Source organism: Haloterrigena salifodinae (genome assembly GCF_003977755.1).
Taxonomy (GTDB): domain Archaea; phylum Halobacteriota; class Halobacteria; order Halobacteriales; family Natrialbaceae; genus Haloterrigena; species Haloterrigena salifodinae.
Window position 1 is genome coordinate 1,526,654 of record NZ_RQWN01000001.1, and the last position, 21,076, is coordinate 1,547,729.

Sequence of the window (21,076 nt, forward strand, 5' to 3'; positions counted from 1 at the left end):
CCTCATTTCCAGCTAACAAGAGGAGTACGCGTCGCTTCTCTTACGACCGTTTTCTGAGACCGAGATAGTACGCTGTGCCCATCACGGTCCCGCTGAGGAGTACTTCGAAGAGACTCAGGACGGGATTCCGACCAAGGAGGAGGAAAAATGCCAACAACACTGCCGAACTCGAGATCGCGACGATGAGTGCACCGAACTCGATTGAGACCTCGTTCCCGAATCCAGTATCAATCGCCGCCATTATTTCATACACATAATGCCTATGTATAAGCTATTTTGGGAGCTATCTATCATAGTTCTAGTAATTTCTAGAGATACTCGACTCGGACATCTATCCCTTCCCTTCGAACACCTTTCTAGCGTTTCCTCGAATATCATAGAGGAGGGATAAAATCGCACAGAGATTGATTACGATGAGTTCTATAATGAGCCCGACCAATCCAATTCGATCCAATATCCATGCACCATTTATGAACATACCCGCAGCAATACTTCCACTTATAGCAAACGCAACCAAGACTAGGATGGAACCGTATGCTTTAGTCCTTTCTTTCATACTGATATCTAGCCATAAAATGGTTGAATAACCTATCGATCGCTCTCGTACGCACTGTTCGGGATACGGGTTCGAGACGACAACAACGGACGCTCACCTGCGTTACAGCAAACGGCAATCAGTCACCGCATCGATAGCAATGTTCGCTGCCTGACGGTCTGTGGGTAAAGTGGTCGGAGTGATGGGCGTCGAAGTCAGATAACGGTTCACGTATACCGCCACGAACTGTCGATCGCGCCGTTCCTCGTGGCCTATCAAACGGCCAGTCGTACGTGCGGAGACGTTTGGCGCTCGAGTCGAACCGTCGGCGAACGCGATAATCGCTCGCCGCTACCGAGCCGCGGCGATCGAATCGCACCCGAGCGCAAGTGAGCCAACTGCTCGAGCCCCGAGACCGGTATTGCAAGGCAAGGCCGGCGTTTGATCGGTCGGGCGGTCGAACAATCGGACGGATGAGCGACGACTACTACACGAAGGACGATTTCGTCGACGACCTCGAGGTGGACGCCTCGCGGTTCGATACCGCCCCGGACGAGGAGACGATCGAGACCGTCGTCTCGAACGTCGAGGACCGCAACATCGACGTCCACGTCTTCGACGACGGCGACGAGGCTCGCGAGCACCTCCGCGAGCAGCTCCCCGACGGCGCGACGGTGATGGACGGACACTCGACGACCTTAGAGGAAATCGGCTTCACCGACGACCTCGAGGACGGCGACGGATTCGAGTACCTGGGGGCACAGGTCCAGGAGATCGACGATGACGAGGAGCGCGCCGAGGCCCGCCGCGAGGCGACCACGGCGGACGTCTTCTTCGACAGCGTCAACGCCATCGCCGAATCCGGCGAACTGCTCGGCGCCAACGCCCTGGGCAACGGCGTCGGCGCGTGGGCCTTCGGTGCGAAGAATCTCGTGCTGGTCGGCTCGACCAACAAGATCGTCGCGGACTTCGACGCCGCCGTCGAGCGCGTTCGGGAGTACGCCTACCCCCTCGAGGACGCCCGTGCACAGGAGGTCTACGGGCAGGGCAGCGTCGTCGGGAAACTCGTCTCGATGGAGTACGAGCGAGTCGACGACCGGACGCAACTCGTGTTGCTCGAGGGCGATCACGGCTTCTGATCGATCGCCGTTGCCGACCGCTAAATCCGTCGGGCGCGTGCCTGCAGCACCCTTTTGCTCGCGAGTCCGATACGGTGGACTCGAGCCGACCGACCGAACGCCGATCCGCCGACACCGCGACCGAACACCCGATGTCATCACAGAACGCTCGTCTCGAGACCAGCGGCTTCGTTCCCTTCTATCGGTCCTACACGAAGACGTGGATCCACGCCGTCGCGACGGCCGGCCTGACGGCGTTCGGGACGCTGACGATCGTCCACCGCTGGTTCGCCGCGCTCGCGCTGGCGTCGTACGTCGTCCCGCCGATCGTGCTATACCTGCGCCACGGCCGGGACGACGACCGGGCGGACGCGGACCGCGACGCGTCGGCGCCCGAACGCGACGACTCGCCGACGGCATCCAAACCGGAACCCGACACGCCGAAACCGGATCGCGAAATCGAATCGGACCGCACTGGGCCGGATCCCGACACGTCAGGACCGAGCCGCGCCGACCCGGACACGACGGCTGCAACGGATGCGACCGGCGCACTCGAGGAAGACCACTCAGGCGGTGAACGGGACGAGTCCATCGAGAGCGACGACAGTATCGAGCGCGACGAGACCACCGGGAGCAGCGACACCGCCGAATCGACCGCGGCCGATGAGACGCCAGGAGCCGCGACTCGAGACGCTCGAGAGGAACCGGCACCCAAATCCGAGCGGGAATGGCACACCGTCGATGCGCCCACGGACGCGACCCTGCGCGACGTCGCGGTCGCTGCAGTCGACGACACGGCGGACTCGAGCGCCGCCTACGCGGTCGGCGATGGCGGGGTCGTCCTCGCCGACGCGGGCGACGAGTGGACGGCCGTCATCGCGGACGGCCCCGCCGCGGGGGGCAACGACCTCCGCGGAGTCGATGCGACGGCCGACGGCGAGGCGGTCTGGGTCGCGGGCGACAGCGGCGCGCTGGGGCGGATCGACGCCGAGACGGGCCGCCACACGGACTTCACGGCTCCCGAGGACATCACCGACAACTGGCTGGGGGTCGCCGTTGGCGGCGCGAGCGGCGCGGAGACGATTCTCCTGATCAACGGCTCTGGCGCCGTGCTCCGCGGGACGTACGGCGCTGACGGCGACGGCCGCGCCCTCGAGTGGACCGGACCCGAGAAACCCGGCAGCGGCTCGAGTCTGTCCGGCGTCGCGTTCGCCGACGACGCGGTCGGCTACTGCTGTGACACCAACGACGGCGTCTTCGAGACGACCGATGGCGGCGAGTCGTTCGACCGCGTGGGACTCGAGGGCGCCGACGGGACACTGACCGACGTCGCGACCGCGGGCCGGGACGACTGTCTGGTGAGCGCGGACGACGGCGTCGTCCACCGCTACGACGGCCCGACCTGGACGCCCGAACGGGTCGCTGACGACTCGCTGACCGGTATCGCCCGCCGCGAGGAACGGGCGATGGCGTGTGCGGCCGACGGGGCGGTCCACGAGCGCGCCGGCGGAGCCGCCGGCTGGGAGCGCACCGATACCGACGCCGCCAGCGCGCTGCTAGCCGTTTCGCTCGGCGCGGCGCGGGCGGTCGCCGTCGGCGAGGATGGAACGATCGTCGCTCGAGGATGAGGACGGAACGATCACCCCCACGGTAAGACTGACGATCGGCGACCGAGGTTGACAGTGTTATGTCCCTCGAGTCCGACTGTTCGGACAGTGAGCGAAACGCGAACGGACCGGGAACGGTGTCGCCTCTGTGGAACCGCGCTCGAGGAGTCGCCCGGCGAGCCGGTGGCGGACGCGAGAGCCGACGGGCCGTTCTGCTCGACGGGGTGTCGGGATATCGCCGCGGATCTCGGCGTCGACGAGGGCGGCGCGGACGGGACGGTCGGCGCGGACAAGACGCTCGATGACGAGCGTCCCGCGGACCTCGAGCGGTCGTTCTTCCGGATCGACGGGATGCACTCGGCGCAGTGCGAGGCGTACCTCGAGTCGGTCGCCGAGGGTCGCGACGGCGTCGCGGATGCGGCGGCCAGTTACGTCACTGAGACGGTCCGCGTCGATCACGACCCCAATCGGATCGGGACCGAGGCGCTCGAGGACGCGCTGAGCACGACCGGATACACGGCCTACCGCCGCGAGGAGGCGGCCGAGGACGACGACGCGGCGGGCGACGAGAGCACGACCCGCCGGTCGCGCGAGATGCAGGGAGTCCGGAAGCGCCGCTCAGAGAACGTCCTCGAGGTGCGCTACATCGTCGGGATCGTCTTCGGCTCGTTCCTGCTGGTGCCGTACGTCACGACGTTCTACCCGATGTACCTCGCCGCGTTCACCGACTACTGGCTGTTCGAACAGTTCGCACAGCAGTTCAACAGCTACGAGGTCAGCCTCTACGCCCCGCTGTTCATGGGGATGACCGGCGCTATTCTCTACTTAACCGGCCGGCCGCTCCTGCGGGGGGCGTACGTGAGCCTGAAGCTCCGCGAGCCGAGCACGCACCTGCTGGCGACGCTGACCATCGTGGCCGCCTACGCCGCCGGGGCGGTCGCATTCGTCCGCGGCGGGCCGGATCTCTACTTCGACCTGACGATCCTCGTCGCCGCGATCGTGATGGGTGCGATCTTCTACGAGGAGACGGTCAAACGCGACGCCCTGAACCGGCTGACCGACCTCACGATCTCGCAGGTCGGCACGGCCCGGGTCCTCGATGCCGACGGGGCGACGCGGGAGGTGCCGATCGCGGACGTCGCGGCCGACGACCGCCTGCTCGTTCGCGCGGGCGAGCGCATCCCAGTCGATGGCCGCCTCGCCGAGGGGACGTGTACCGTCGACGAGGCGGTCGTCACCGGCGAGTCGCTGCCGGTTTCGAAGACCGACGGCGATCCGGTGATCGGCGGTTCGGTCGTCACCGACGGCGCCGCGATCGTCGCCGTCGACGACGAGACGACGAGCAGCATCGACCGACTGACGCGGACCGTCTGGAACCTCCAGAGCGCGGACCACGGCGTCCAGCGCCGGGCCGACGCGCTCGCCGGCACCGCGCTCCCGATCGTCGTCGCTGCGGCCGTCATCGCGGGGCTGGCCGCCCTCGTCGTCGACGGGACCGCGGTCGGAATCGCAGCGGCCGTCTGCCTGGCGCTCATCGCCGCGAGCCCGTGGGCGTTCGCGTTCGCGACGCCGATATCGATCGCCTCGAGCATCCGCGACGCCCTCGAGCGCGGGATCGTCATCTTCGACGAGAGCGTCTTCGAACGCCTGCGCGAGATCGACATCGTCGTCTTCGACAAGACCGGGACGCTGACGACCGGCGAGATGACCGTCCTCGAGGCCGACGCGCCCGAGGACCTCCTGCGGGCCGCCGCCGCGGTCGAACGCCGGGCTTCGCATCCGGCGGCCGCGGCGATCGCGAACGCCTTCGGCGACTCGGCGGACACTACGTCAGACGCTCGAACTGACGGCGGCGTCGTCGACGACGCCGAGGACGCCATAGACGGCGAGGGCGGCGCCGAATCCGGAACGGTCCGGGAGTTCGAGCGCCACGCCACCGGCGTCGAGGGACTCGTCGACGGGCGGCGACTCCTCGCCGGCCACCCCGAACTCTTCCGGGAGCGGGGCTGGGAGCTCGAGGACGGACTGACGGACCGCATCGCCGAGGCGCGGGACGCCGGTCACTTGCCCGTCGTTGTCGGTCGGGACGGTCACGCGGAGGGCGTCATCGTCGTCGGCGACGAGCCTCGAGAGGGGTGGGCGGAGACGGTGACGGCGCTGGCCGACGAGGGCGTCGACGTCGTGGTTCTCACCGGCGACGACGGCTCGGCGGCGGCCAACTTCCGGGGGCACTCGGGCGTCACGCGAGTCTTCGCGAATGTTCCACCCGCAGGCAAGACAGCAGCGATCCGCCGGCTGCGAACCGAGGGTCACGTGGCGATGGTCGGCGACGGGACTAACGACGCGCCGGCGCTGGCGGCGGCGGATCTGGGACTCTCGCTGGGCGGCGGGACGGCGCTGGCCGCCGACGCGGCCGACCTCGCGATCGTCGAGGACGACCTCGCCGCGGTCGAGCGCGCGTTCGCCCTCGCGCGGGCCGCCCGCCGTCGGGTCGTCCAGAATCTCGGCCTGGCGCTGGGCTACAACGCGATCGTGATCCCCGTCGCGCTGGCGGGCCTGTTGAATCCGGTCGTCACGACCGGCGCGCTGGCCGTCACCGGGCTGGCGATCGCCGGCAACTCGCTCCGCGAACTGGTCGGCGACGAGTGAGCCGGCCGACGGACCCGAGCTAGACGAGCCCGATCGAACTCGCAACGAAGAACGCCGCGAGCAGCGCACAGAGAACGCTTCCGACGGCCAGCGGGACGTTCTCCATAGCCTTCTCGTGGACCGGCATGGCCGCGTACTCCTCGCGGAAGGCCTCGAGGTTCGTCTCGTCGTAGAAGTACTTCGTCTCGAGCGCGAACCGCTCGGTGACGGCACAGCCGGTACAGACGGGGTCGCCCTCGAGTCGCTCTGCTTTCGTGTGCTCCTCGCAGTTGACGCTCCCGCAGTTGTCGCAGTAGGTGTAGGTCTCGCTCGCGCCCGCCGTCTCGCAGTGGACGCACTCCTGAAGGTCGTTTCGCGTGGTCGCCCGCGAGGGGCCGGCGGCGCGGTAGGCGTACCAGTAGTCGTACTCGCCCAGCGAGAGGCGAGACCGGACGTGCGGAACGTAAACGGGGTCGATATCTCGGACCGAGATGTCCGAACGGCTCGGCGTGCAGGTCTTTTCGTAGTCGACGTTGTTGTCGCCCGTGTAGTGGACCGTCGCCGTCTGCGCCTGCCGGAGGCGGTCGACGGTCCACTCCTTGTACTCGGTTTCAGTTTGCCCGAACCGGTGGCGTTCGACGTCGTCGAAGGTCGACTCGAGGTCGGCCGCCTCGAGGTCGATGCGGGACGCCGAGCGGTTGGCGGCGAGGTCGCGAACGTCGCCGGTCGCGACCCGCGGCTCGTCGCGGTCGGCGCGGATCACGAGGCCGGTCGTCTCGTCGATCCGGTGGATGACGCCGACGGAGGTCTCGAACGTCGCGTCTGTCGTCGCGCGGACGGTAACCGTCGGCTCGAGCGCGACCGTCGTCTCGGGCGTCGGAATCGTCGCGGCCTCGAGGTTCTCGATTTCGCGGACGGCCTCGAAGACCGGGGCGTCCCGGCCGGCGGTGGGGTGGGTCGGCCGGAGCGCTTCCTCGCAGAGAATCTCGATCCGACCGTTGTAGAGATCCAGACCGATCTCCGTGCCGATCTCCCGGAGGTCCCGTCCGTCGAGGAGTTCGATGCCGCCCTCCCGGTTCGACCCCAGGTTCGCGGCGTAGTCGCGTGCGGGCTCGGTAAACCGACCGGTCGTCACGACCATCCCGCGGACCGGCCCGTCGTAGTCGTAGGTCGCGACCGCCGAGTGGAGTTTCTGGATGACCGGCCGGCTGACGGTCCCCGTGTGCTTGCACTCGACGACGACCGCCCGGCGGCGGCCGTCGACGACTTCCTCCATCAGGATGTCCCGTCCCTCGTCGGCCGTCCGCCGCGACTGTCGAACGTTCTCGTAGCCGCAGTGTCGAAACACGTCCTCCATCAGGTCCTCGAACTCGTAGCCCGAGAGGTCGTCGAGTATCGCCATCGCGTTCACGACTCCTCTCGAGTCGACCGTCGAGAGTGTTGCGGCCCCAGTATCGGCCGCGAGAATCGGCCGCTGTTTGGCCCAAGGGCTTTTGTCGCGGTCGGCGTCCGACCGGTATGGAACGCGACCCGGACGACCTCGAGTTGAGCGACGTCGAAGCGGACGCGCTGCACGAACTCCAGCTTGGGATCGAGTACGTCCATCGGGCTTACGGGACCTTACTCGAGTTCCACCACGAGCTGGGCCACGCGATGGACCGCATGGGCGACGCCGAGGACGCCCTCCGCGAGGCCGGCCACGAGGAGTGGGCCGACGCCCTCAGAGACGACCACCTCCCGGCCGGCGCGGTCAGCGACCAGTGGACCTTCGAACTCGTCGAGGAGTTCTCCGAGGAGTTCGTAGCGGAGGTCGACGCCTTCGAGACCGAGGTCCGCGAGGAACTGGCCGACGGCGTCGATCACGTGACCGAACGCCGGCAGAAGCGACAGCTTCGCGATCGGGCGGACGGCGAGGACTAAGCCGACGGCCGCCTCGAACCGTCACTGTCAGTGATCGGGCCCGCCTTGGGATCGATCCGCTCGCTCTTCGTCGCCGTCTCCCGTCGACTCGAACAGGCGGGGCCCCGAAAGGTCCCTGGGCTCGAGTCCGGCGAGTGCGAGCAGGTCCTCGTCGTCGATGCCGGCAGTCGAGTCGGACGCCGGCTCCGACGGCTCCGCCGGCGACTCGAGCAGCGGCTCGCGGGTCGTCTCGCTCGACGAGTCGCGAGGTGCTCTCGCCGCCGCTTCGACGTCTGGGTCAGTCGGTTCGACAGCGTTCCCGGTCGTCTCCCGACGCGCCGATCGGTCGGAGTCCGCGTCGCGACCGTCAGGAACAGTCACCGGCGCGGACCCGGTATCGGAGTCGGTCGGCGACGCGGCGGATCCGTCGGCCTCGCCGACTGCGAGCTCCTCGCGGCCGGTGTCGGTATCGTCCGCCGCCGAATCGGCCTCCATCGTCACGGGGGCGAGCAGATCGTCCCCGGTCGGCGGCCGCGGCGGCTCGAAGACGTATCGGACGCCGTCGCCGCGGACGACGTAGCGGTTCTCGTCCGAATCGAAGAGCACCGCTGCCTCGAGATCGATTCCGAGGCGCGCGAGCGTCGCCAGCGAGTCGACCGTCGCACGAGGCTCCGCAAGCTCCGATGCGGGAAGACTGACCGTCGTGATTACCTCCTCGAACTCCGAGCGGTCGGTCCGGTAGGCCAGCCACTCGCGTTCGGTCTCCGTCAGCTCCGGGAACCGACGCGTTACGACCGCCACGGCACTGATACCGGCTGCGCCCAGCCCCAGCAACAGGGGTCCGCCGACGGATCGAAGCGGCCCTGCCGAGACAGGAACCTCGACGGACTCGTACTCCTCTCGTGGCTCGTCGTACGAGCCGTCGGCCTCGAGGCGGTACGCCTCCCCGTCCGTCGTGATCGGCACCTCGTAGCTGTGGTTCGCCGAGCGGCGCTCGCCGTCGATCCGGCCGTCGACCGTCCGCTCGAGGTCGAGGACGATCTCGGTCTCGCCGGGGCCGGCCCCGACCTCCCGCTCGATCTCGGCGATTGACTCCTTGACCGCCGTGACGTTGACCGCGAACGACGCGGTGACTGCCTCGCCCGGCGCGACGTCCGTCGCCGTCGCCGACTCGAGTTCCTCCCGTCGGCTCCAGTAGACGCCGTCGCCGTTCGGGTCGACCGAGCGATAGATGAGGTCGACCGCGACCGAGACGCGGACGTTCTCGCCGCCGCCGGCGTCGTATCCGCCGACGAACTCGCCGTCGACCGTCGGCGCGATCCCCTCGTAGTACAGCGACTTGTTCTCGAGGCGCGTCCCCTCGGGATGGACGGGGTTGGACTCGGTGACGACGGCACCGTGGGAGAACTCCCCCGTCGCCATCCAGCGGTGCTCGAGCTGTTGCTCGGTCGCCGTCTCCGAGGTGGCGTAGGCGCCGTAGCTCAGCCACGCGCCGAGGCCGAGCAGGACGACGAACGCGATCAGTAGCACCGTCCGATACTCCGCGAGCAGGGCGCGAAGCCGCAGCCGTCGCTCCCGCCCCGTCTCGTCGCTGTCGACGTCCGTCAGTAGCGATACCATGTATTAATAGCGTTTCCGGATGAGCGAACGCGTCTTCGTCCGCCGGTCGCGAGCCGCGTCCCGCCGCGAGCGCGGATCGCGGGGACCACAGAGCCGGCGGCCGACACCGTACGTGAGCCCGCCGAGCAGCGAGACGATGACGACGACGGGCGACCACGGATGGACGTCGTGGAGGGCGTCGATTACCGGCAGCGGGAGCACGTGCAGGTACCGGTACTCGGTGACGTAGGCCGGGTAGTGGCCGGTCTCGGCGGGCGCCGAGATCGACAGGGGGACCTCGGCGTCGTCCCGCGGACCGACGGTCGCGGGTCCCTCGTCGACCGCGACGTGGTCGCTTTCCGTTTCGACGTACGAGACGACGGGGACGATCCCGTCGTTGGCCACGACGTATGGCACCGTCTCGGTGGTCCCCCGTTCGATCACCAGCGCCTGCTCGGAGTCGAACTCCGCGCTGACGACGCCGTACGATTGGGTACCGGCGGGGACGAGCATCGCCCCCGCGGCGGCGACGACGACCAGCAGCGCGAAGACGCCACAGAGGAGTCGCGGATCGAGCGCCACCCCGTCGTCGCTGCCCAGCCGCGACTCGTCGGACACGCTGCGGCGCTCGCGGGCCGTCTCGATGGCGTAGAGGGCCCCCGATAGCCCGAGTCCCAGATACGCCAGCCCCGACGTTCCCCGGATCGATCCGAGCCCGAACGCGACCGCCAGTCGGCTCTGGCCGGACTCGATGGCGTCACCGACCGTCATCACGGCGGTTCCGAGATGGGGGATCGTGACGACCTCGCCCGTCGGTCGCCAGGCGCTCGCGACGATCTGCCCGTCCTGAACGGGCGGTTCCCCCGAGTCCTGATCCGTAACCGGATTGGCGTCGCCCTTGGTGATGTATCCCCGCTCGGTCTCCTCAACCACCCGGTGAGTCGTCAGCCCGCCGCCGTCGATCTCCTCGGCCTCGAAGACGATTACGTCGCCGGGCTCCGGATCGTCCGTCACGACGTCCGGAACCGCGACGAACCCGTGACCGGTCTCGATGGTCGGCTCCATGCTGCCGGTCTCGACGAACCCCAGCAGGATCGGCTGGCCGAGTATCTGCCCCGCGAACAGGGCGAGGATACTCGCGAGTACGAGCCCCTGAAACACCCGCGTCACCCCCCAGTGAATCATTCGTACACCTAGACTAATTTTATAAAATTACTTGTATATTTCGATTTATAACATGTATTTGCGGTATCGGTGACAGTCAAACGCAGCTCGCTACGACGAAAATCGGCGTCGCGGCGCTACGCGGAGAAGAGCCGCTCTAGCTCCGCGTTGATCGTTTCCCGGTCGAGTTCCTCACCGGATAGGTCGAATTCGATACCCGCTACCGTCTCGTAGTCGTCGAGCGTCGGTGTCGTGTCCGTCATCTCTTAGACCTCCTCTGCAATGATTTCGATCTCGTCGTTGACGGCGACCGAGTCCACCGCCGTCTCCGGGAGGGCGAACGCCGCCAGACTGAACTCGATCTCCTCACCGGGCGACAGCGTCGAGATCGAGATGAAGTTGCTCTCCCACGGCGGCCACTCGAGATCAATCTCGATTCCGCCGGCCTGGGGCACGAGCAGGACACCAAGCACGCCGTCGAAGTCCTGCCAGTCCACGTCGCCAAACGCCAGCGGCGTGACCCGGAGTTCGACCTCCTGGGAGCCCTGGTTCTGGATCTGGAAGATGTCCTCGATTCCCGTGACCGCGTTGGCGTTCAGACCCTGGCCGCCGGCGATACCGTCGCCGACATTGTCGTTGTCGCCGGTCAGATTGATCGCGAGCGCGTCGCTGTCGGTCGTGTCCACATAATTGCCGTTCGGCCCGTCGCCGGGCTGGATGCCAAGGTACGCGCTGGCGTCCTCGGAGACGGTGACGGCGACGTCGCGCTCGGCCTGGACGCTGCTGAACGCGCCGGTACCGAGGGCGAGCCCGCTGCCCGCCGCGAGCGTGCCGATACTCAGGACGAAGTTGCGTCGTTCCATCTGTTATCCACTCAGTTACGCGGTCGCGCTGAAGGTCACCGAGTCGAGCAGTTCGTCGCCGTCGCCGAGGCCGCTGTCTTCGGTATCGATTTCGAGACAGATCGTCGTGCTCTCGCCGGCGCCGAGCGTGACCGCGCTGTCGGTCAGCGAGTCGCCGTCGTAGGCCTCGCCGTCCGGGTAGAACGCGACCAGGTCGGCGTTATCGCCGTGTTTGGCCACGATGACGTCGACTTCCTGCGTCCCCTGGTTCTCGATGTCGAACAGGTTCCCGATCTGCGTGACCGCATCGGGGTTGACGCCCTCGCCGCCGCCCGCGACGCCGTCGTTGCTCGGGCTGAGATCGATCGTCAGCGTGCCGTCGTTCCCGTCGTCGGTGACGTAGTCCGCGTTGTCGCCGCCGGTGCCCTCGAGTCGCAGGTAGGCCGAAGCGTCGTCGGCGACTTCGACGTCGATGTCACGATTCGCGCTCACGCTCGAGAACGCCCCCGTCCCGATCGCCGCGGCGGTTCCGGATGCCAGTGCGCCCATTCCGATAACGAATTTGCGTCGTTGCATGGTTAGTGGTGTGGTGAGCGGAACCTCGCGGACGGTCGTCCGCGAGAACCCGTCGCCCCGCTTCTCGCGGGGACCACGATTCAGCGATGGACAGCAGGGGATATTGTAATACAGTCGTGGAATTAATTCTGACACTGGTTTCCCTTCTATCAACGAGCGGTGGAGCGAACGTGGTACGTCGCATGGTGGCGATTGACTCGAGTCGCGTGCGAGTCAGCGGTCCGTAGACTGCGATCGACGCATCGTTGGCTTTCGGTCAATCGACCCCTGAGTACGATTGGAGGCGGTCTCGGTCCGATTGACTCTCGGTCAACCGGTGACTGAACCCGCATCGCGGGAGAATCGAGCGACGACGACCGTTCCGGGTAACTCCCGAAAGCGGATCTGTGACCGTCGATCGGCGGATGGTCGAAGCTTATCACTAGAACAAATATTCTCTACACAAAATAATTTAATTGAAGAAATTCAGGATTTCAATAGTTTTATTTCTGTACGCGTCCCACGTTCGATTGAATGGGGGGATGCCACGCGGAACAGACTCGGGACCGGAACGTCCCGCGACGAAACCAAGACGAATTGACCGAAGACGAACTCTTCGAACTCCTGTCGAACCGACGACGGCGACACATCCTTCACACGCTGATGGACGAGGCGGAGACGGCTGACATCGGCGACCTCTCACAAGAGATCGCCGCGGCGGAGGATGGACTCGCCTACGAGGAAGTCTCGAGTACCGATCGAAAGCGAGTCTATACGGCGCTCCAGCAGTCGCATCTACCGAAGCTGGATAAGGCCGGCGTCGTCGAGTTCGACCGCGATCGGGGGCTCGTCGAACCCACCCCGGCGCTCGAGAACGTCGAGATCTACATGGACGTCGTTCGCGGACGAGAAATCCCGTGGAGCGACTACTATCTGGGGCTGACGGCGGTGGCCACGTTGTTGCTCGGGGCGACCGTCGCCGGCTTTCCGCTGTTCGCCGACCTCCCGTCGCACGCGTGGGGAGTGTTCGTCGTCGTCGCCTTCGGCGTCTCCGCGCTCGCACACCGCTACTACGCGCGGCGCAACCGGCTCGGTATCGCCGACGAACCGCCGGCCGTGGAACTCGAGTACCGGAACCGAACGGAAGAGGGGCGATGAGATGAAGCGAACCAGACGCGCAGCGCTGCTGTTGATGGCCGCCTCGAGCGGTACCCTTGCCGTCGAGACGCTCGGCCTCTCGCGGTCGGCGGCCCGGCGAGACGCGGCCGTCGACGCCGCCGGCGATGCCGTCGCCTACCTGGGACTGACCGAGGACGGCGTTGAGGCCGGCGGTACCCTGTTCGAAGACGGCCCCCGGCCGTCGCCCGCGACATTCTCCGTCGTCAACGGGCTCTCCGCGCCCATCGCGCTCACCCTCGCGTCCAACCAATTTCGGATTCGGACGACCGACGAGGCAGCGGCTGTCGACGGAGACAGACTGCTCGTCGGCGGTGACGCGGGCGATCCGCTGGACCCGGGCGACCGCCTCGCGGAGATTACGGTCGAGCCGACGCCGGCAGCGATCGGATCGTTGGTCGGCTCGACGATAACCGGAACCGTCGACGTCACGGCGACGGGCGCGGAGACTCGGGTCGACGCCGAGCGCGACCTCTCGCTTTCGGTTCCCGGCGTTTCGGTCGAACGGGCGCTGCTGTCGGTGTCCCAGCGAGGCGGCGGCGTCTTCGAACACCGGTGGCTACTGGAGGGCGTCGACACCACGACGCACGGCCTCGAGGCGCTCAAACTCGATTACCGCAACGTCGAGACTGCCGGCGCGATCGACTTCACCGACGCGGACGGGCCGTCGGTCTCGGTCACTGCCGACGGCGCCGACCGTCTGGCGACGATCGAGACGCTGGAGCCGAACCGACTCACCGTCGCGCTCGCGGACGCGCTGATACTCGACGGAGCCGCCGTCGAACTCGTACTCGCGGAACCCGGCGGACCGGCGAGCCCGGGCGGTCAACCCGGTAGCCCGACGGGTGCGACGGTCGAACTGTTCGATGCCGGATTCAGCGCTACCGCCGAGGCGACACGGGACCGCCCGTGATCGGTCGCTACTTCTCGACTGCGGATCCGAATCCTACAGCGGTTCGATGATTTCGTCGGCGAACGTCGACAGCGCCGCCTCGCGATCCTCGTTCTCGAGCCCGATGATGGCGTGGTCGAGGCCGTACTCCTCGAGTCGCCGGAAGTAGTCCCGGAACCACTCGACGCCGGCCCGAAAGCCAAGGTGCAGCGGTTCGGCGTCGGCCGTCGGATCGTCGGCAAACTCGACGCGAACCGCGATGGCGAACGGTTTCTCGCCGGCCGACTCGCGCCACTCGACGAGGTACTCTTCCAGCGTGCGTTCCGGGAGGTGATAGAATAACCAGCCATCCCCGTGCTCGGCGATCCACTCGCGGGACTGGCGGGCGTTGCCCGTCGGGAGGAGCGGGATCGTTTCGGTCGTGGGCTCGGGGACGACCTCGAGGTCGCCTGATAAGGAGCCCCATTCGCCCTCGACAGTCGGAAAGTCCTCCCGCCAGACGGTGCGGACGGCCTCGAACCGGTCGCGAAACGCCCGGCCCCGCTCCTCGCGGTCGACGCCGAAGGCGGGGTACTCGGGGTCGCGGTCGCCAGAGGCGACGCCGAGGACGAGCCGGCCGTCCGAGAGCCGGTCGACGGTCGCAGCGGATTTGGCGACATGGATCGGATGCCGGAGCGTGAGGACGATACTCGAGGTACCGAGTGCGATGTCGTTAGTTCGGGTCGCGACGTGGGAGAGCCACGGCCACGTGTCGAACGTCTGGCCGGCGTCGCCGAACTTCGGCCAGTAGGTCGGAACGTCTCGCGCCCAGAGGCCGTCGAAGCCGACCGCCTCGGCGCGTTCGGCGAGTCGCAGTTCGGCTTCGATGTCGGGCGTCGAGCGGTTCGCTCCCGTTAGCGGGAAACCGGCGCCGAAGGTCAGGCCGTCGCTGTCGAACAGTCGTCGGTAGCCCTCGTTTTCGTGTCCACGGGTCGGCATTCGGTCGAGCTATCGGCTCCGATCGGATGTCGGTACCGGTTCGCGAGTACCGGTGTCGTATCTCGCGTTCGCGACGCTCATCGTCTCGAGGGTGGTCAGATATCGACAGCGAACGGGGCGAACTCGCGCGCGCTACTCGCGAATGCGCCGAGCAGCGCCGCCACGGCCTCGAGATCGTTGGTGTCGATCACCTCTACGGGGGTGTGCATGTACCGGTTGGGAACGCTGACGACTTGCGAGGGGATTCCGCCGGCCGCGGTGAAGAAGCCGTCGGCGTCAGTTCCCGTCCCGAGACCGAGCGCTTCGACCTGGACGCCGATCTCTCGGTCGTCGGCTACCGACCGGAGCGCCTCGAAGAGCGTCGGATGATTCGTACTCCCCCGTCCCAAGGCCGGTCCCTCGCCGAGTTCCATTCGGCTCGTCTTCTCGCTCGGTGCCGAGGGGTAGTCGACCGCGTGACCGACGTCGACGACAACGACGGCATCGGGTTCGAGGTCGAAACCGACCATCTGCTCCCCTTTGACGCCGACCTCCTCCTAGACGGTCGAAACGGCGTAGACGGTCGCCTCGCTGCCGGCTTCGACGGCCGTGCGGAAGCCTTCGGCGGCGGCCCACGTCCCGACGCGATCGTCGAGACCGCGGGCGGCGAGGCGCGTCTCCGAGAGCCAGGAGACCGTCGACGAGAACGTAATCGGTCGCCGATTTCGAGGCGTCCGCTCGCTTCCTCCTCGCTTTCGGCCCCGACGTCGATCCAGAGATCCGATATCTCGGGTCCGTCGTCGCTCTCTTCGCGGAGGTGGATCGCCGTCTGTCCGATGACTCCCTCGACGGGACTGTCTGCGGCGTGAATCGTCACGTGCTGGCCCCGAGAAACCGACGGGTCGCTACCGCCGATGCGTCCCGGTCTGACGAATCCGTTCTCGTCGGCGTGGCCAGTGAGGTCCACTTCGGGCGCGTCGGGGTCCCCCTCGTGAACGGCGATTACGTTCTCGTAAGCGTCCGTACGAACGTCGTCCGCGAATCGTTCGACGTAGTCGAGCCAAACGCGCTGTCCGCGAGTTTCGTAGCCCGACGGCGAGGGCGTCTCGAGCAGTTCAACGAGGAAACCGCGCGACGTAGATTCCATATCCGAATCATACGGTCGGAGAGTTGGATATAACCACATTCATTTCGATCCGAAATACGCAGTCACTGTACGCGCGAACTGAACACTAAACGGGTATCCACTGGTCGAGTCGTAAGGACTATAGTCGGCCCTGGTGCAAACACGTCAATGCGCCTCTGGGACCGCTCCATGGCCGTCATAGGCGGGAGGAACGCGATCATCCTTCTTGGGGGGCTGTACCTCGCCCTTGCTGTTGGATGGGCGTTTCTGCCTACCACTCCGAAGCTGACCCTTCCGAGTGTTCTCTTCGTCTCCAGCTTCATCGGCGGCTCCGGATTCGTCCTCCTCATTGGTGGATATCGATTGCCCGACACCGACATCCACCCGAGATTCTATTCCACGATTGCAGGCTGGTGCCTCGTCGGAATCGGGGTGATGCTCGCCATTCTCGCGCTCTACAACCTCCAGCCCGGACCGAATCTCTCCAGCCCACTGTGGTCTGTCTCTATACTCACAGGCTTCAGTTGTGTCGCTGGATACGGCGTGGGGACGTACGCCGCGCAAGCGAAAACACATGCCTATCGACTCGAACGGCAAAATCACCAACTTGAACGGACGCAAGCGGAGCTCAGGGAATCGAACGAACGCTTAGAGCAGTTCGCGTACGCCGCGTCTCACGACCTGCAAGAGCCCCTCCGGATGGTCTCGAGTTATCTGGAACTCGTCGACCGCCGATATGGTGACGAACTCGACGACGACGGCGAGGAGTTCCTCGAGTACGCGATCGACGGCTCGGTGCGTATGAAAGAAATGATCGACGGGTTGCTCGAGTATTCACGCGTGGATACACAGGGTGAACAGTTCGAACCCGTCGATCTCGCCGAGGTAGTCGCCAACGTTCGGGAGGATCTTCAACTGCAGATCGACGAGACCGACACCAGTATCGAAACCGGCGAGTTACCGCACGTCGAGGGAGATCGGAGTCAATTACGCCAACTCTTTCAGAACCTCTTGTCGAACGCGATCGAGTACAGCGGCGACGAGCCGCCGCGGATCGACGTTTCCGCCGAACCCGATACCGAGGAGTGGATAATCTCGGTTCGCGATAACGGCATCGGGATCGATTCGGAGGACCAAGATCGCATCTTCGAGGTGTTCCAGCGCCTGCACAGTCAGGACGAGCATTCAGGGACGGGAATCGGGCTCGCACTCTGTGAACGCATCGTCAAACGTCACGGCGGCGAGATCCGGGTCGATTCCAGTCCCGGAGAGGGGACGACGTTCACGTTTTCGTTACCGGCAGTGACCAATGAGACAGAGAACCCGCCTCCACCGAGCGACTTAATATCGACCTGAACAGCCTATCTGCATCTCCTCCACCCGATCGCGCGCCTGTATTTCGGCTGCGGTTATTTGATTAGGAGACGTATTGACCGCTTCGATACGCCGAGGTGCGGTATCCGAGGAGTTCCGCACACCTAACTGATATTAACAGAACTGGGATAGTTTTCTACCCAACGTATTACATCCGTTATCTATAGTGTGCAGCGAACAACTCCCAACGGTCAGTGAGGATTCCAACAGAGGAACAAAAAATCGAAACAGTGATTCGCTCGCTGAAGCGAGCCGATCAGTCGTCGGCGGGCGCGGCGCCGCTGCCGCCCTCGGCCTGTTCTTTCGTCCAGGCGAGCTTGCCGCCGGCCGCGAGGATGTCGCGTTCGCGCTCGGAGGCGTCGAGGGTAGCGGTGTACTCCTCGTCGCCGTTGACGCGGACCGTGAACTCCTCCTGACCGGAGGTGACGGCGTCGTAGACGTCGTCGACGATCTCGACCTCGTCGCCCTGGTCGATGTCGGCGTAGGTGTCCTCGTCGATCGTCAGCGGGACGATACCGAAGTTGAAGAGGTTCGCGCGGTGGATCCGGGCGAAGCTCTGTGCGAGGACGGCCTCGATACCGAGGTACATCGGACACATCGCGGCGTGCTCTCGCGAGGAGCCCTGACCGTAGTTCTCGCCGGCGACGAGGACGCCGCCGTCGGCCTCTCGAGCGCGCTCGGCGAACGTGTCGTCGACGCGCGAGAGGGTAAACTCGGAGAGCTTGTCGATGTTCGACCGGTACATCAGGATGTCCTGGGTCGCCGGGATGATGTGGTCGGTCGTGATGTTGTCCTCCATCTTCAGGAGGGCCTCACCCGCGATGTCGGAGTCGAGCTGGTCCTTCAGCGGGACGTCGCCGATGTTCGGACCCTTGATGAGTTCGTCGTCGACAGCTTCGTTGGGACTGATGAGGTCCGTCTTGGAGCCGTCGTACTCGTCGGGGAGCTCGACGCCGGGGGCCTCGAGGTCGCCGAGTTCGTCGGCAAGGTTGCGCGGATCGACGATTTCGCCTTTGAGCGACGCAGCGGCGGCGACCTCCGGCGAGCAGAGGTAGACGTTGTCGTCTTCGATACCCGAACGACCTTCGAAGTTGCGGTTGAAGGTTCGCAGCGAGACGGAGTCCGAGGAGGGGACGTGACCGATGCCGATACAGGCACCACACGTCGCCTCAGAGAAGTTGACGCCGGCGGCCATCATCTCCGCGACCCAGCCCTCACGGGCGAGCATCTCGGAGGCCTGCTTGGAGCCGGGTGCGACGATCGTCTCGGTCTCCATCGAGGTCTCGCGACCCTCGAGCATTTTGGCGACGGGGAGGATGTCCTCGTAGCCGCCGTTCGTACAGGAGCCGACGATGACCTGCTCGACGGACTCGCCTTCGACTTCGCTGACGGGAACGACCTTGTCGGGCATCGAGGGCTGTGCGATCAGCGGCTCGAGGTCCGAAAGGTCGACGACGATCTCGTCGTCGTACTCGGCGTCGTCGTCGGGCTGGAGCTCCTCGTACTCGTCGCCGCGGCCGACGCGCTGGAGGTAGTCCTCGGTCTGCTCGTCGGTCGGGAAGATCGACGTCGTTGCGCCGAGTTCCGTCCCCATGTTGGTGATGGTCATCCGCTCGGGAGCGGTCAGGGTCTCGACGCCCGGACCGGTGTACTCGAGGATTTTGCCGACGCCGCCTTTCACGGAGAGACGACGGAGCAACTCGAGGATGACGTCCTTCGCGGTGGCCCACTCGGGGAGTTCGCCCTCGAGGCGGACGTTGACGACTTCGGGCATCTCGATGTAGTACGGTGCGCCGCCCATGGCGACGGTGACGTCGATCCCGCCGGATCCGATGGCGAGTTCGCCGAGACCGCCGGGCGTGGGCGTGTGGCTGTCCGAACCCAGCAGCGTCTTGCCGGGGGCCGCGAAGTTCTCGCGGTGGACGTTGTGGCAGATGCCGTTACCGGGGCGAGAGAAATATGCGCCGTAGGTACCGGCCGCAGAGCGGAGGAAACGGTGGTCGTCAGTATTCTTAAAGTCGAACTGGTACGTCTGGTGGTCACAGTACTGAGCGGCGATCTCGGTCTGGACCTCGTCCAGTCCCATGGCTTCGAACTGGAGCCAGACCATCGTCCCGGTCGTGTCCTGTGTGAGCACTTGGTCGATCTCGATCCCGATCTCCTCGCCGGTCTCGAGTTCGCCCTCGACGAGGTGGTCGTCGAGAATCTTCTCGGTGAGAGTCTGTCCCATAGCACCCAAAACTCGGCTTTCCGTCGTGATAAATCCAGCGTGTTTCCACGAGCCAGCGCAGGGGTAAGAGAGGCAAACACGACAGTTTTCCCGTAATTATTGCCGAGCAAGCGGACGGACGACGAAGGGTGCGCGGACGCGTCCGTCGGGGCCCGATACCGACCGGCATGGGACGCGTGGCCGTCCCGTACGGGCCGTCCCGAACGGTACGCTTTTCTCCGTCCCGAAGCGTCTGGAGTACATGTTCCGCTCCGGTACGTTCGTCGCCGAGCACGTCTCGCCGACGGCCGCCGATCAGATCCAGCCCAACGGCGTCGACCTCACGCTGGACGTCGTCTTCGAACAGCTCGAGCCGGGTCGAATCGGCCGGGATGGCAAGCAAGTCGGCGATCGCGTCGCCCGTCCCCTCGAGGAACTCGAGCAGAAGGATCCCGACACCTACTACCTGCCGGAGGGCGCGTACGTCGCCCGCTATGGCGAGCGGATCGAAATTCCGGAGGGCCACATCGGCTTCGTCTATCCTCGCTCGTCGCTGATGCGTAACTCCTGTATGCTGAACACGGCCGTCTGGGACGCCGGCTACGAGGGCCGCGGCGAGGGCCTGTTACAGGTCCACCACGACGTCGAGATCGAACGCGGCGCCCGGATCGCCCAGCTGGTCCTCGCGGAAGCCGACCACGAGGGCGTCTACGACGGGAGTTATCAGGGCGAAGGCCTCGAGTGAATCGATGGCGGCGGCGTGCCGGTTCGCGTATCCGTTTGTGACCATCCGTCTGAGGGAGTGGTACCGATGATGGCGACGACGCACGTGTTCGCGGGGCTCGCCGCCGTCGCCCCGGTCGCCTACCTGCTGCCGGAGCTGGCGACGCCGCTGGCCGTCGGGGCGATACTCGGCGGGCTCGCCCCCGATTTCGACCTCGTTTTCGACCACCGACGGACGTTTCACTTCCCGGTGGCGGGCGCCGCGGTCGCCGTTCTCGCGGTCGCCGTCGCCGTCGCCGTCCCCGGCTCGCTCACGGCCGCGCTCGCTGCCTTCGCCGTCGCCGCGTGGCTCCACGCGGTCAGTGACGCCGCCGGCAGCGGTCCCGAGATGGACCCGTGGAACCACCGACACGACCGGGCCGTCTACGACCACGTCCGCGGCCGGTGGCTCCGACCGCGGCGCTGGATCCGGTACGACGGCGCCCCAGAGGACGCTGCGCTCGCCACTATCCTCGCAATTCCTGCGCTGGCGGTCTTCGACGGGCCGATCACTGTCATCGTTCTCGTCGGCGTCGTCCTCTCGATCGTCTACGCGCTCCTCCGGCGACGGCTGGTCGCGTGGCTCCCCGACTGGCTCGAGTGACAGGACTCGTCGCCCGAGTCGACGTCGCG

19 protein-coding genes and 1 pseudogene are annotated in these 21,076 nt (G+C 66.0%); 9 read left to right on the forward strand and 11 right to left on the reverse strand.

Annotated features, from left to right (window positions below; translation table 11 throughout):
- Positions 1-40 precede the first annotated feature (40 nt).
- Entirely contained in the window at positions 41-241 is a 201-nt protein-coding gene (locus tag EH209_RS07595) for a hypothetical protein (protein ID WP_126662274.1), read from the reverse strand.
- A 90-nt stretch (positions 242-331) separates the two neighbouring features.
- Positions 332-556: a hypothetical protein gene (locus EH209_RS07600; protein WP_126662275.1), complete on the reverse strand. Its 225-nt coding sequence runs from the start codon at positions 554-556 to the stop codon at positions 332-334.
- Positions 557-1,008: 452 nt separating this feature from the next.
- On the opposite strand from EH209_RS07600, the gene EH209_RS07605 reads away from it, so the two are divergent.
- From EH209_RS07605 to EH209_RS07615, 3 genes are all read left to right on the forward strand, one after another.
- Positions 1,009-1,674: an LUD domain-containing protein gene (locus EH209_RS07605; protein WP_126662276.1), complete on the forward strand. Its 666-nt coding sequence runs from the start codon at positions 1,009-1,011 to the stop codon at positions 1,672-1,674.
- A 131-nt stretch (positions 1,675-1,805) separates the two neighbouring features.
- Positions 1,806-3,281: a sialidase family protein gene (locus tag EH209_RS07610; RefSeq protein WP_126662277.1), complete on the forward strand. Its 1,476-nt coding sequence runs from the start codon at positions 1,806-1,808 to the stop codon at positions 3,279-3,281.
- Between the two features lie 87 nt (positions 3,282-3,368).
- Complete coding sequence (locus EH209_RS07615; protein WP_126662278.1) at positions 3,369-5,909, forward strand: heavy metal translocating P-type ATPase; 2,541 nt, start codon at positions 3,369-3,371, stop codon at positions 5,907-5,909.
- 19 nt (positions 5,910-5,928) lie between these two features.
- Here EH209_RS07615 and EH209_RS07620 read toward each other — a convergent pair whose 3' ends face one another.
- Entirely contained in the window at positions 5,929-7,290 is a 1,362-nt protein-coding gene (locus EH209_RS07620; RefSeq protein ID WP_126662279.1) for a restriction endonuclease, read from the reverse strand.
- A 116-nt stretch (positions 7,291-7,406) separates the two neighbouring features.
- On the opposite strand from EH209_RS07620, the gene EH209_RS07625 reads away from it, so the two are divergent.
- Positions 7,407-7,808, forward strand: a complete 402-nt coding sequence (locus tag EH209_RS07625) for a hypothetical protein (RefSeq protein ID WP_126662280.1) — start codon at positions 7,407-7,409, stop codon at positions 7,806-7,808.
- Between the two features lie 27 nt (positions 7,809-7,835).
- Here EH209_RS07625 and EH209_RS07630 read toward each other — a convergent pair whose 3' ends face one another.
- The 5 genes from EH209_RS07630 to EH209_RS07645 form a co-directional block, all read right to left on the reverse strand.
- Positions 7,836-9,407 (reverse strand): DUF5305 family protein, encoded by a 1,572-nt coding sequence (locus tag EH209_RS07630; protein ID WP_164722009.1) that lies wholly within the window; start codon positions 9,405-9,407, stop codon positions 7,836-7,838.
- Between the two features lie 3 nt (positions 9,408-9,410).
- Complete coding sequence (locus EH209_RS07635; RefSeq protein WP_126662281.1) at positions 9,411-10,571, reverse strand: signal peptidase I; 1,161 nt, start codon at positions 10,569-10,571, stop codon at positions 9,411-9,413.
- A gap of 116 nt (positions 10,572-10,687) precedes the next feature.
- Positions 10,688-10,813: a hypothetical protein gene (locus EH209_RS24945; protein ID WP_267878286.1), complete on the reverse strand. Its 126-nt coding sequence runs from the start codon at positions 10,811-10,813 to the stop codon at positions 10,688-10,690.
- 3 nt (positions 10,814-10,816) lie between these two features.
- On the reverse strand, positions 10,817-11,413 hold the full coding sequence (locus EH209_RS07640; protein WP_126662282.1) for a hypothetical protein: 597 nt from the start codon (positions 11,411-11,413) through the stop codon (positions 10,817-10,819).
- A gap of 15 nt (positions 11,414-11,428) precedes the next feature.
- On the reverse strand, positions 11,429-11,968 hold the full coding sequence (locus EH209_RS07645) for a DUF1102 domain-containing protein (RefSeq protein ID WP_229380073.1): 540 nt from the start codon (positions 11,966-11,968) through the stop codon (positions 11,429-11,431).
- A 513-nt stretch (positions 11,969-12,481) separates the two neighbouring features.
- Here EH209_RS07645 and EH209_RS07650 point away from each other — a divergent pair.
- Complete coding sequence (locus EH209_RS07650; RefSeq protein WP_126662283.1) at positions 12,482-13,105, forward strand: DUF7344 domain-containing protein; 624 nt, start codon at positions 12,482-12,484, stop codon at positions 13,103-13,105.
- 1 nt (position 13,106) lies between these two features.
- Entirely contained in the window at positions 13,107-14,036 is a 930-nt protein-coding gene (locus EH209_RS07655) for a hypothetical protein (protein ID WP_126662284.1), read from the forward strand.
- A gap of 33 nt (positions 14,037-14,069) precedes the next feature.
- Here EH209_RS07655 and EH209_RS07660 read toward each other — a convergent pair whose 3' ends face one another.
- Positions 14,070-14,993, reverse strand: coding sequence for an LLM class oxidoreductase (locus EH209_RS07660; protein WP_126662285.1), 924 nt, complete (start codon positions 14,991-14,993; stop codon positions 14,070-14,072).
- Between the two features lie 95 nt (positions 14,994-15,088).
- A pseudogene (locus EH209_RS07665) lies at positions 15,089-16,119 on the reverse strand (M42 family peptidase).
- Positions 16,120-16,266: 147 nt separating this feature from the next.
- Between EH209_RS07665 and EH209_RS07670 the strand changes: the two are divergent.
- Positions 16,267-17,454, forward strand: coding sequence for an ATP-binding protein (locus EH209_RS07670; RefSeq protein WP_126662286.1), 1,188 nt, complete (start codon positions 16,267-16,269; stop codon positions 17,452-17,454).
- A gap of 274 nt (positions 17,455-17,728) precedes the next feature.
- Here the strand turns inward: EH209_RS07670 and EH209_RS07675 are convergent, their stop codons facing one another.
- A complete protein-coding gene (locus EH209_RS07675) occupies positions 17,729-19,702 on the reverse strand; it encodes an aconitate hydratase (RefSeq protein ID WP_126662287.1) in 1,974 nt (657 codons plus the stop codon).
- A 241-nt stretch (positions 19,703-19,943) separates the two neighbouring features.
- On the opposite strand from EH209_RS07675, the gene EH209_RS07680 reads away from it, so the two are divergent.
- Positions 19,944-20,426, forward strand: a complete 483-nt coding sequence (locus tag EH209_RS07680) for a deoxyuridine 5'-triphosphate nucleotidohydrolase (RefSeq protein WP_126662288.1) — start codon at positions 19,944-19,946, stop codon at positions 20,424-20,426.
- A 66-nt stretch (positions 20,427-20,492) separates the two neighbouring features.
- Positions 20,493-21,047 carry a metal-dependent hydrolase gene (locus tag EH209_RS07685; protein WP_126662289.1) on the forward strand — a complete coding sequence of 185 codons (555 nt, stop codon included), beginning with the start codon at positions 20,493-20,495 and terminating at the stop codon, positions 21,045-21,047.
- Positions 21,048-21,076: the final 29 nt, after the last annotated feature.

Bases quoted from the DNA above. Each gene is read 5' to 3' on its own strand.
- EH209_RS07595 (WP_126662274.1), bottom strand. From the start codon at position 241: ATGGCGGCGATTGATACTGGATTCGGGAACGAGGTCTCAATCGAGTTC.
- EH209_RS07600 (WP_126662275.1), bottom strand. From the start codon at position 556: ATGAAAGAAAGGACTAAAGCATACGGTTCCATCCTAGTCTTGGTTGCG.
- EH209_RS07605 (WP_126662276.1), top strand. From the start codon at position 1,009: ATGAGCGACGACTACTACACGAAGGACGATTTCGTCGACGACCTCGAG.
- EH209_RS07610 (WP_126662277.1), top strand. From the start codon at position 1,806: ATGTCATCACAGAACGCTCGTCTCGAGACCAGCGGCTTCGTTCCCTTC.
- EH209_RS07620 (WP_126662279.1), bottom strand. From the start codon at position 7,290: ATGGCGATACTCGACGACCTCTCGGGCTACGAGTTCGAGGACCTGATG.
- EH209_RS07625 (WP_126662280.1), top strand. From the start codon at position 7,407: ATGGAACGCGACCCGGACGACCTCGAGTTGAGCGACGTCGAAGCGGAC.
- EH209_RS07630 (WP_164722009.1), bottom strand. From the start codon at position 9,407: ATGGTATCGCTACTGACGGACGTCGACAGCGACGAGACGGGGCGGGAG.
- EH209_RS07635 (WP_126662281.1), bottom strand. From the start codon at position 10,571: ATGATTCACTGGGGGGTGACGCGGGTGTTTCAGGGGCTCGTACTCGCG.
- EH209_RS24945 (WP_267878286.1), bottom strand. From the start codon at position 10,813: ATGACGGACACGACACCGACGCTCGACGACTACGAGACGGTAGCGGGT.
- EH209_RS07640 (WP_126662282.1), bottom strand. From the start codon at position 11,413: ATGGAACGACGCAACTTCGTCCTGAGTATCGGCACGCTCGCGGCGGGC.
- EH209_RS07645 (WP_229380073.1), bottom strand. From the start codon at position 11,968: ATGCAACGACGCAAATTCGTTATCGGAATGGGCGCACTGGCATCCGGA.
- EH209_RS07650 (WP_126662283.1), top strand. From the start codon at position 12,482: ATGGGGGGATGCCACGCGGAACAGACTCGGGACCGGAACGTCCCGCGA.
- EH209_RS07655 (WP_126662284.1), top strand. From the start codon at position 13,107: ATGAAGCGAACCAGACGCGCAGCGCTGCTGTTGATGGCCGCCTCGAGC.
- EH209_RS07660 (WP_126662285.1), bottom strand. From the start codon at position 14,993: ATGCCGACCCGTGGACACGAAAACGAGGGCTACCGACGACTGTTCGAC.
- EH209_RS07670 (WP_126662286.1), top strand. From the start codon at position 16,267: ATGCGCCTCTGGGACCGCTCCATGGCCGTCATAGGCGGGAGGAACGCG.
- EH209_RS07675 (WP_126662287.1), bottom strand. From the start codon at position 19,702: ATGGGACAGACTCTCACCGAGAAGATTCTCGACGACCACCTCGTCGAG.
- EH209_RS07680 (WP_126662288.1), top strand. From the start codon at position 19,944: ATGTTCCGCTCCGGTACGTTCGTCGCCGAGCACGTCTCGCCGACGGCC.
- EH209_RS07685 (WP_126662289.1), top strand. From the start codon at position 20,493: ATGATGGCGACGACGCACGTGTTCGCGGGGCTCGCCGCCGTCGCCCCG.